This is a genomic window from Hazenella coriacea, from assembly GCF_004341825.1.
Lineage (GTDB): Bacteria > Bacillota > Bacilli > Thermoactinomycetales > Thermoactinomycetaceae > Hazenella > Hazenella coriacea.
Map to the genome: position 1 here is coordinate 69,166 of NZ_SMAG01000011.1, position 10,951 is coordinate 80,116.

The window sequence follows — 10,951 nt, forward strand, 5'->3', positions numbered from 1 at the left end:
TCCCCTTTTTTACAATGTTCAGGTTAGTATCAGGATACTACACGTATGAAATTAGGACATGCTATAGAAGTATGGAGATTAACTCTCTTTACTTCTTTTTTCATATGGGGGTATTGTGGTGGTTCAGAAAAGAAACATAGGTATTGTAGTTATAAGCTTTGTTTTGTTGATCGGAGCTGCTTTTGGAGCAAGAACTTTTTTAAAAGAGACTTTTACAAATAGTACAGTATTCTCCGATGGTTCTAAGATGTTAGTCGTTTTTACGGACGAAAATTTATCGACTCATTATTACTTGGATGCCCCTAGACAAGGTATTCCGACCTTATTGTATAAGAAACAGATAACAGATTATCCTTCTCTGCTCTATGGATCGAGGGGAAAAATACTCTCTTGTTTACTACCAAAGACCCAAAAGGGCATACACAATTATTTCAATTTGATAGGGTTACTAATAAAAGAACACAATTAACAAAGGAATTTCTCAATGTTGATACATTAAGATTCGATCAAAAGAATGATAAAGTGTATATGAGAGTTTTATTACCAGGACATCGAAACTTCCATCTGGGCACATTTGATCTAAATACACATCAAACGGCTGTTTGGAATCCTTCTGAAGATGACCAAAGTATTGTTTATTTTGATTACAATGCGTTTCATAACCAGATTGCCACATTAACCAAATCTGTAAAAGAAGATTATGAAAAGGTATCAAGAGCAAATGAAACACAAACACCATTAGAACCTTCCACCAAACAGATTAATTTGATCACCATTGATAGTAAAAAGTCAAAACAAATTAGCACTATCAAGAAGTTCATCCAAGATATATCGATTTCTCCTAAAGGGACGAATATCCTATTCACTGCAAGTGGTGAGTTTACCCAAGATGCCAAAAAAACGATGTACCGACTGAATCTAAAGAGTGGTAAATATACGCCACTGTTATCTGATTCTACTTCTTTTTCAAAGCTAAATCTGGCCCAATACTCTCCCGACGAAAAGAATATATACTTTATAGCTACCCCTAAGCCTTTCAAATGGATCACAGATCAAGGAGGACGAGAGATAAAAGTTAGAGCTATCTACGGTTATAATATGGAGACTAAAGAGATATCAAAGATTTGGTATAAAGAAGATGGTTATATAAACCATTTTCTCCTCTTGTAAGAGTCTATCAAGTTATTTGTAAATAATTATAGATGATATTATTGATGATTCAGTCAAGTAATGAGAAAATAGAATTAACTGATTAGTCACTCTGTTAGGGAAAAGTGAGAGGAGTATTGAAGATGTCTATACAAACAAATGAGAATCAAGAAATACCTCGACTGGATTTGTTTTCATCTGAATTTAAAAAGAATGCTTATCCTTTTTATGAGGAGCTACGGATGAAGGATCCTGTATATCATTTTATTCTTCCTAATGGTCAGACTGCTTGGTTGATTACACGCTATGAAGATGCGAATGCGGTACTCAAGGATTATCGATTTATTAAAGATCCAAAAAAAGTTTATGAATCTGAACAATTAACGAAACTATTTCCTAATATGGAGAACCGTTCGTTGTTTAGTCATATGTTGGCTTCAGATTTCCCTGATCATACTCGCTTACGTAATTTGGCTCATAAAGCCTTTACCCCAAAGACGATCGAAGGGCTAAGGGGACAGATTCAAGAGATAACCAATACTTTACTTGATAAAGTTCAAGATCAAGGTAAGATGAATCTTGTTGATGATTTTGCCTTTCCGTTACCTATTAATGTGATTTGTGAAATGCTAGGCGTACCAGCAAAAGATCATGTTCTTTTTAGAGAATGGTCTAATGCGTTAGTTGAATCTTCAAATCAGCCAGAAAAAGTGAAGCAGTTTGCACCACAATATATTGCTTTTATTCAATATATTAAGGATCTTGTTAAAGAGAAAAGACAAAATCCTAAAGATGATCTAGTTAGTGCTTTAATCCAAGCAGAAGCTGATGGTGACAAACTTACAAAAGAAGAATTATACTCAATGATTTTCCTACTCATTGTTGCTGGGCATGAAACAACAGTTAATTTAATAAGTAATGGTGTATTGGCTTTGCTTGAACATCCAGAACAAATGGAGCAACTGAAGAGCAATCCAGAATTGATCCCATCAGCAATTGAAGAAATGTTACGTTATTATGGACCTGTAGAGCTAGCTACGAATCGTTGGGCTAACGAGGATATCTTGTTACACGATAAGCTCATTCGTAAAGGTGAAATTGTAGTAGTTGCTTTAGCTTCGGCCAACCGAGATGAGGTACAGTTTAAGGAAGCCAATCGCTTTGATATTACTCGAAAAAATAATCGTCATATTGCTTTTGGTATGGGGATTCATTATTGTTTGGGTGCACCATTAGCTCGACTCGAGGGGCAAATTGCCATCCAAACGTTATTAAGTCGGATGCCTGACTTATCTTTGAATGTAGATCGTCATTCATTAGAATGGCGTCCCGCTTATTTAATGCGCTCGTTAGTAGAACTACCGGTTGTTTTTTAGTGTGATTGGTTAACTTGATTTAAGAATAATTATAGACAGCAACTAGAAATAGGAGCTTTGACCACTTCTTTATTAAGAGGTGGTTTTTTATTGAAGAAAACTAACTCTTTTCTTTTATTCTACTGGAAAAGTGAGTGGTATCAAAATTTTCAGGGAAGGACTCTCGTATTGAAAAAACTTGAATAAACTACAAAACCTAACTCTATGTTTTCCCTTATACTTACTTGATGAATGTAAGTACTTTAGAGTAATTCTAGAAGGAAATAATTGAAGCATCTGTGAACTGGAAGTCCAAACATAAATCTGATGCTGTTTATTAAAGATGAGTTTGTCTGCCTTTGGAATTTTGTCTTATATAAAACTAACTGGAGCATACAGTCAATGATCACTTCTTTTTTAGGGCTTCAGTAGTGTGCATAACGCAAATATACTTTTGGAATAATATTATCAAACCGTTTCTAGAAGGATCTAATTTCGGTACGGTACCACTTCCAATCCTTAATATAAATGTATATTACGCTTAACATAGGAGAATATATATAAGAGCGAATTTTTAAAAGCTGGGGCAGGATCATCGCTCATTTTGATTACTTAGATCGTTGTGTAGAGGAGGTGGATTTATGGTTGAAAAGAAGGAAGTAACTTCTGTTGAAGATTTGTCTAAAATGACTGTCGAAGAACTTCTTGCTTCTGGCTCAGGTTGTACACTTTGTACTCATACTTGCGGCGGAAAAACTCTAGCAGCTGAGGTGTAAGATTTGACTGTTCCCTGCCCTAGTTTCAAGAGAAGGTGTTTATATGAAAAATCCTATTAAGGAAGCTCTTGCTGACATGCCAGTGCAATTCGATGATCCATGGATCTTTGTATCTTCAGATAAAAGTACATACCCACGCCAAGGGTGGAAACTACATATTTCAGCTACTACCGACTCAGCTTTAGCTGTTCTTCAGAGTGTTTTACCAGTTCTTAAACGTGTTAATCACACTTTTAAAGTGGCAGCTAGTCTTGCTGAACTGGATAGACTCAACGATGTTCATAGTGAACGTAGTCAAGTAGGTAAGTTTATAACGATTTATCCACCAAACGAAGAAGAAGCAATTTCCGTTGCCCTTGAATTGGATCAGGTGACTCGCGGACTGGAAGGTCCTCGTATTCCTTCTGATCAACCATTGCACCCAAATAGCTTAGTTCATTACCGATTTGGTGCCTTTGCTCCTTTTTACTTAATTGATACAGATGGTATAGTAAAGCCTGGTCTATTTCACCCAGATGGACATCTGATACCAGATTTACGTCATCCTTGGTTTGAACTACCTGAATGGATTCATGATAACCCATTTGTAAAGTCTGGGGTAGGCTTACCATACACTCCAGAACCAGGACCAATCGGTCAACGTTATCGTGTATTTGACTGTCTGCGCCAAGCTAGTCGTGGTGGTATATATTTAGCTGCAGATATACAATCTGGTTTACAAGTAGTCATCAAGGAAGCTCGAAGGCATATAGGAACTGATAAGTATAGTCGTGACGTCCGTGATCGACTTTGCTATGAGATCGAACTTTTGAAAAAATTTTCATCATGCCCTTGGCTTCCAAAAGTATACGATTTCTTTGAACAAGAAGGTAATCTATATGCTGTTTTAGAGCGTATAGAAGGCAACTCTTTACGTAATTATGTTATAGATTTACATAATAAAGGAACATATTTTTCTATTAAACAAGTAGTTGAATTGGGTAAAGAAATGCTAGAGATCCTTGGTTTTTTTCATAAAAAGGATTTTTTATTAAGGGACTTTACTCCTAATAATTTAATTTACACAACAAATGGTCTACGATTAGTTGATCTAGAGGGGGCTTGGGGACGAGAAATATCTGATCATCCTTTCTACGTTTACACACCTGGGTACGGCCAGAATGTATATTCAAGCGCACCAAGTGTGACGGAGGATTTGTATAGCTTTGGAGCGACACTTTTTCTGATCATTACTGGTCATGATCCATATCTTCCTGACGATCACCGTCCGCTTATACCTCGACTGATAGAGTTGCTTCGTCGACTGCGCCCTGAAACTCCTGACACCTTAGTAGACTTGATCTCAGGCTGTCTTTCTCACCAATACACCAAAGTGGAAGAATTAAGATCTTTACTCGGAAATGTAACATTGCCCGACTCTGATCATTTTCTAGTATTGGCACAAGGTATTGGTGATCACCTCTGTCACATTATGAATCCTAATGCTCCAGATCGACCTTGGTCAGCAAGTTATGAAAACACTGTACCTACCAACCTACATAATGGTGGAGCTGGAATTGGCCTTTTTCTAACAGAATTGCATAGTATTACTGGTTTAAATCACTATAGGGAAACAGCAGAATCTACAGGTCATTGGATCCTTAATCGGTTAAAATCTGCGAAACATTTGCGTCACCCTGGTCTTTACTTTGGAGATGCAGGAGTAGCTTGGTTTCTTTGGCGTTTAGGATGGAAAGAAGAAGCAAAAATGGTGACTGAGCAAGTTGCGTCCCTACCTTTACCGGGTGTTGACATCACTCATGGCGCAGCAGGAATAGGGCTCTCATACCTTTTAGTGGGTGAGATAGGGAGAGCAGAGGCTACAGGTGATTGGTTACTTTCTAGAATATCTGACACTTCTTACTATGGTTTTGCGCACGGTATTGCTGGAATTGGCTATTTTTTGCTTGAGCTTTATAAGGCTACAGGTGAAGAACGATTCTATACTAATGTCGTAAAAATTGCACAAGATTTGTTAGTTGCGGCTGAATCACTCCCTCAATGTAGTGGATGGTCTTGGCCACGTACTGCGAAGGATCCGACTATTTGGCCGCACTGGTGTCATGGAGCTTCTGGAGTTGGAATCTTCTTCTTACGAGCTTACAGTGAGCTTGGTAACTCTGTTTATGCTGATGCGGCAGAACGAGCAGGTCTTGCTACATATAATGGAAGTCGTGGTGGTCCAACTGTTCAGTGTCATGGTATAGCTGGTAATGCTGAGTTTTTACTAGATCTTTATCAAGCAAGCGGAGAGTCCATTTGGCTTGATCGTGCTCATGAACTTGCAAGAATTTTAGAGGCAATGTCTGTTTATAAGGACAATGTGATTCTCTGGCCAGGCGAGGATGGAAAAACGTTCTCTCCAGAATTAATGACTGGGTACACGGGGGTAGCTGCTTTCTTTTTACGGCTTAGTAATCCTGATACTCTTAAAAGATTGATAGAGGTGAAATCATGAAAGCTTGGGATGTTGTGGATTTAAGACTAGATCCCTCCGTTGATAAGGAGACTGTTGACAATCTCGTTAATCATTATACTACACTATATCAGAGGTCATCAGATCCATCGATTGTGGCTCGAGCTGCAATAAACCTGGGCTTTGCTCTTGCTTTTGTACCAAGTACTATATTCTCAGAAGTGTTGGAACTTATCAAGGAGGGATTAAGAGGTCTTACTGACCTTTTTGAAAGGGCTCGAATTCATTATGAATTCGGGCAACTGCTTACTCGAACCCGAAAAAGTGTCTTCTTTGAATTAGCACGTGAACACTATCATATAGCATTAACTGAGCTTAAACAGGCGAATGTAGAATATTCTACTATTGGTGCTGCTATACTAAATGGGTTAGCCCTTTTATCCTATTTTGAGGATCGATTCGATGAAGCACTAGAATTGGAACAACAGGCATTCCTTTCTCTCTCACGTCTTCCTGAGACACCAGAAGTTTGGCAACAACGAGTATTAACAGCTCTACATATAGGTGATGTTTATCGAAAGAGGCTATCTGAGTATAACAACGCTCAATATTTTTATCAGAAAGCTCTTTACTATGCCAAACAAACAGGTAACCCAAGTGATATTACTTTAGTTCATAAAGCTTTACAATCTGTAGAAGAATTCAAGAAGAGTAAGGTCTAATGCAGGAATGCGATCACTTGGACTTTAAATTTTATATACAAAAATATCAGAGTGCTCTCTTGAAAAGATAGTGCTTAGAATGATTGAATCATCCAAAAAAACTTATACTTACATTCCGAAATGCGGAACTACTTCTATTATGAATCAAAGCTTATTTGGGCACACAGCTAAAAATGTTTTATTATATTCCTTGGGATGAATATTCCTCTAGAGGAATATTATAAATGTGAGCAGGGTAACTAGCGAACGAAAACCAAGGTGATCTAATCTAACTGGAACCGGGAAATGGAACAAGCTATATTTTATATAAAAAATCGATTTATTAAAGGACATCTGAACCATGGACATCACGATATTTAGTGCACTCGCCGAACCCAACCGCTTTCGCATTGTGGAGCTCTTGCTCAGCGGTCCCTTGAGCGTAGGGAAAATCGCTGATCGACTTCAACTTCGCCAGCCTCAAGCCTCGAAACATCTACGTATCCTGTTGGAGGCTGGACTAGTCGAAGTACAGGCTATTGGTAATCGCCGGAACTACAAGCTCCGATTGGAGCCGTTCCAAGCACTGGACGCTGGGCTTGAAGCCTACCGCGGTGTTTGGGAGGAACGATTCGATAATTTGGAGAATTACCTACAAGAGCTACAATCAAAAAACAAAATTAGAAACTAAATTTCAGGAGGGATTTTCAATGTCAAACAAAATGATTTCTAAAGTAGAGGGCCGGGAACTAATTCTGGAGCGTGTTTTTGATGCACCACGTGAGCTGGTTTTCAAAGCATTCTCCGAGGCAGAGCATCTGAAGCACTGGTGGGGGCCTCGTGGTTGGACACTTACGGTTTGCAATATAGATTTTCGTCCAGGCGGCATCTGGCATTACTGTATGAAGTGCATCGATGAGAATCAAGGGGATTTTTACGGAAACGAATCTTGGGGAAAAGCGATTTACAAGGAAATCGTAGAGGCGGAGAAGATCGCCTACGTTGACTCCTTCTCTGATGCCGAATGTAATGAAGTGGAGGGGATGCCCGAGTGTGAGATTACAATGACTTTTGTAGAGCACGAAGGTAAGACGAAGCTCGTCTGCCGGACTCAATACGCTTCCGCTGAAGCTCTCAAAACCGTCTTAGATATGGGGATGGAGCAGGGAATTACTGAAACTTGGGATCGCCTCGCAGAGCATCTACAATCTCTTCAATAACTACTTCCCTATCAAGTAACGTTACAGGTTTCCATGACTCTGCGAAAACAGTCATGGATCACCTCACTCATGCGCATGATCGCACTCTACAAAGTCAGCGCCACAACGTTGCCTCAGAAGTTATCACCCTGTATTAGTGGAATTTCTCCAGACTTAATAATCCTAACTAGGTTTTTATTTTTTGGTTCACAGTGAGCACTCTGAGAACCACCTAATCACGTTTCTCTTCTTCGTTAAGAGTAAATGAATAATCTAGGAGAGTATTTGTACATGATTAAACCTATTTTGCTAATTTTATTAGATTCTCATAGTCAATTGAACATTCATTAAGCTCACAAAAAAACTAACTTAAATCCTTAGAGGGATTAAAAGTTAGTCTTTTTGTAGTTTTCATTCTTAGCTTGGTCACTAAGCCTTTTCCCCTATGTTTGAATATTTTGTAATAACTCCATTCATATATAGACTTAATTATTATTTAATAACACTTGTTTCATTTATCTATTGAAAGTGCTTTATATCCAAAAATGTTTTAGGGTTAAAATAGGCTCAGTTGAATATAGTCAGGTTGCAAGAAGCTTGTTAATGAATGTGGGTTAAGTGATGATAATAGATAGGGATTGGTTAATACTTCTTCTGCAGATAGTTTTAGAGTGGAATCTTTGCTGTCGTTTGGCAGGGGTTTTTCGTAATATAGTTTGATGCTTAGAAAAAGATCACCATTTTGTTTTAAAAGATAGAGGTGTGGGAAAGATTTCTCCTCGTTAGTTTGGGGGCGATTTTCTAATTTGACTTTGTGGATTTGAGTTCGAGGGAGTTCATGGCGTGGGCTACATAATGTTTGGACTTCAATCGGAACTCCCTTTCCTTCGAGCCACTCTTTAAAGGTTAAATGAAGAACATGTTTGGCCAAAGCAATAGGTGACTGATTTAAGTCGCACATTCCTTTCTGTGAGTGAGCAAAATAAAGTTTTTTTAGCTTACTGGTGCGTAGGATCAACCTTTCTTCGCACTCAGGACATTTGTAGGGCATTCCTGGACGGGCTTCTTCAGGCAAGACAATAGATTGATCAGAGCGTAAACCATAAGGGATGAGTCGATACTGTTGACGAAATTTTGATCTGATTTTCATAGTGATCCCTCTTATATTTTCATACTATTTTTAAATATTATAACTCCTTTTGCAAAATAGGTGAAGTCAAATCACTCCTTTTTCAAATGTTTATTTTTATTTATGAAACAATTTAAACGTAATAGTTCGGATTTTTAATTAAAAAATGGTGTAATGTCTACTTTATCAAAATGAATAAACTAAATTGAAAAATAATCTGACATGTGCGGCAATACGTTAGGGAATGATAAATATAATATAGAGGGAACCTTTCAAATCAAGACGAAGAAAACTATAAATATCTAGTAGAGCGCTTTTTTATTCCCTAAGAATGGTAGAGTCGATGAAATCAATTACTTTCAATTAATGGAGGAATAATAAATGAAGTTAACAGTACTTGGATGTCATTCTCCTTTCCCAGCAGCTGATGGAGCAACCCCAGGCTATTTGTTAGAAGTGGATGGGAAGCGAATTCTGATCGATTGTGGAAGTGGAACATTATCTAAGTTGGCTCGATACATACGACCGTATGAGGTGGATGTAGTTTTACTTTCCCACCTACATCACGATCATATATCTGATTTTTTCGTACTCCAATATGCGATTATGATTTCACATATACAAAAAAATCGTCAACATCCATTACCAGTATGGACACCTGATCAGCCTTCGCATTGGTATGCTCCCTTAAGTTATGGCTCATATATAGAGAAACATATAATCAGACAAGGACAAGTAGTTTCCCTTAGTGATCGTGTCACAGTTACATTTTACCGAACACAGCACTCGATTCCTTGTTATGCTATGAAAATCCAAGATGGAAAACATACGTTATTATATGGAGCAGATGCAGGTCCACAAACGGATTGGGAATCGATGGGGAAGGATCCGGATCTATTGATCTGTGAAGCGAGTTATCTCCACCGAGACTTACCACCCGAAGAGAAAGGACATTGTTCAGCTCAAATGGCAGGTCAAGTAGCTGAAAAAATAGGGGCAAAACGATTGTTATTGACCCATCTTTATCCGGATTATGCTCCTGAAGATCTTCGGAGTGAAGCTTCGGGTCAATTTTCAAGAGAAACGATGGTAGCTCATTCTGGATTAACTATTCATTTATGATAGATTCTTTTTTATTCTGATTGGATAGTTTATTAAATGGACAGAATTAGGTATAATTCAACTAACTTCTTTTTTAATGTTTTTAAACCTATTAGGATCTAGATCGATGATTGGGGTATCTGACTTGTGAGGCGATCTGGTGCACCTACTCGATTTGGATTGTTGCCATGGTTAATTTTAAATCTTATTAATGAAATCAACGTATTAGGTTGGATTTCCAAAGAGTTGGGTGCCTGTTTTAAAGGATAAGAAGTTGGACACAAAGATCTGGCTCACTAATTAGAGTGGGAGTGGTTTTTGTGTTTTTTTATCATAAATTGCCAAGAAGACCCTCACCTTCTATAAGTGGGGGATGAATGGGGGCGTCGGACGGGGGAGGGTTCTAACCCTCTCGTAAGTCAGACAACTCTTTAAAGTATGGTTTCAGGAAGCATTCCATCATCTTACTAGTGTGAGTGTTCTCTCTGACTTCTTACATATTAGCTGTAGAATCACTTCTCCGTCTAGTAGGGTGTGAAATCTTTTTCGTGCTAGATGAAATCTCTCCTTGCGAACATGTGTGCTTCTAGTTATGATGTTACGCAAGGAGGTGAAAAGCAAGTGCATCAGGCCTACAAATTTCGTCTGTACCCAACAAAAAAACAAGCAACACTCATGAATAAGTCCATCGGTTGTAGTCGTTTTGTGTTCAATCACTTTTTGGATAAATGGAATGAAGCCTATGAAACAAAGAAAAAGGGTTTAACGTACAACGCTTGTTCGAAACAACTGATCGTGTTGAAAAAAGAGTTGGAATGGCTAAAGGAAGTAGACGCGACCTCCTTGCAAAGATCACTCAGAAATGTGGATGATGCATTCAAACGATTTTTCAAGAAACAGAACGATCCACCCCATTTTAAGAGCAAGCGAAATCGAGTCCAATCCTATACGAGCCAATGTGTCAACAAAAATATAGAGGTGAAAAATAACCGAATCAAGCTCCCAAAGTTAGGCTGGGTGAAGTTCGCCAAGTCTAGAGAAGTAGAAGGAAAAATTCTTTCTGCTACGATCCGCCGCAACCCGTCA

At 38.3% G+C, this 10,951-nt stretch carries 10 protein-coding genes; 9 read left to right on the forward strand and 1 reads right to left on the reverse strand.

What is annotated here, in order from left to right:
• Window positions 1-390: 390 nt before the first annotated feature.
• The 7 genes from EDD58_RS14035 to EDD58_RS14060 all read left to right on the forward strand — a co-directional run bounded on the left by EDD58_RS14035 (window position 391) and on the right by EDD58_RS14060 (window position 7,656).
• Complete coding sequence (locus tag EDD58_RS14035) at window positions 391-1,170, forward strand: TolB-like translocation protein (RefSeq protein WP_131926637.1); 780 nt, start codon at window positions 391-393, stop codon at window positions 1,168-1,170.
• Window positions 1,171-1,292: 122 nt separating this feature from the next.
• Window positions 1,293-2,525, forward strand: coding sequence for a cytochrome P450 family protein (locus tag EDD58_RS14040; RefSeq protein ID WP_131926639.1), 1,233 nt, complete (start codon window positions 1,293-1,295; stop codon window positions 2,523-2,525).
• A gap of 620 nt (window positions 2,526-3,145) precedes the next feature.
• Window positions 3,146-3,280, forward strand: a complete 135-nt coding sequence (locus EDD58_RS15300) for a hypothetical protein (protein WP_279389116.1) — start codon at window positions 3,146-3,148, stop codon at window positions 3,278-3,280.
• A 43-nt stretch (window positions 3,281-3,323) separates the two neighbouring features.
• A complete protein-coding gene (gene lanL, locus EDD58_RS14045) occupies window positions 3,324-5,777 on the forward strand; it encodes a class IV lanthionine synthetase LanL (RefSeq protein WP_131926641.1) in 2,454 nt (817 codons plus the stop codon).
• Complete coding sequence (locus EDD58_RS14050; RefSeq protein WP_131926643.1) at window positions 5,774-6,457, forward strand: tetratricopeptide repeat protein; 684 nt, start codon at window positions 5,774-5,776, stop codon at window positions 6,455-6,457. Before lanL ends, EDD58_RS14050 begins: the two co-directional genes overlap by 4 nt.
• A gap of 340 nt (window positions 6,458-6,797) precedes the next feature.
• Window positions 6,798-7,127, forward strand: coding sequence for an ArsR/SmtB family transcription factor (locus EDD58_RS14055; protein ID WP_131926645.1), 330 nt, complete (start codon window positions 6,798-6,800; stop codon window positions 7,125-7,127).
• Window positions 7,128-7,146: 19 nt separating this feature from the next.
• Entirely contained in the window at window positions 7,147-7,656 is a 510-nt protein-coding gene (locus tag EDD58_RS14060; RefSeq protein ID WP_131926647.1) for an SRPBCC domain-containing protein, read from the forward strand.
• A gap of 535 nt (window positions 7,657-8,191) precedes the next feature.
• Here EDD58_RS14060 and EDD58_RS14065 read toward each other — a convergent pair.
• On the reverse strand, window positions 8,192-8,785 hold the full coding sequence (locus EDD58_RS14065; protein WP_131926649.1) for a competence protein CoiA family protein: 594 nt from the start codon (window positions 8,783-8,785) through the stop codon (window positions 8,192-8,194).
• A gap of 360 nt (window positions 8,786-9,145) precedes the next feature.
• On the opposite strand from EDD58_RS14065, the gene EDD58_RS14070 reads away from it, so the two are divergent.
• The gene (locus tag EDD58_RS14070; protein ID WP_131926651.1) at window positions 9,146-9,886 is read left to right on the forward strand and encodes an MBL fold metallo-hydrolase; all 741 of its coding nucleotides are present in this window, start codon (window positions 9,146-9,148) and stop codon (window positions 9,884-9,886) included.
• Window positions 9,887-10,441: 555 nt separating this feature from the next.
• The coding region (locus EDD58_RS14075; protein ID WP_243648754.1) for an RNA-guided endonuclease TnpB family protein at window positions 10,442-10,951 on the forward strand (510 nt) is incomplete at its 3' end.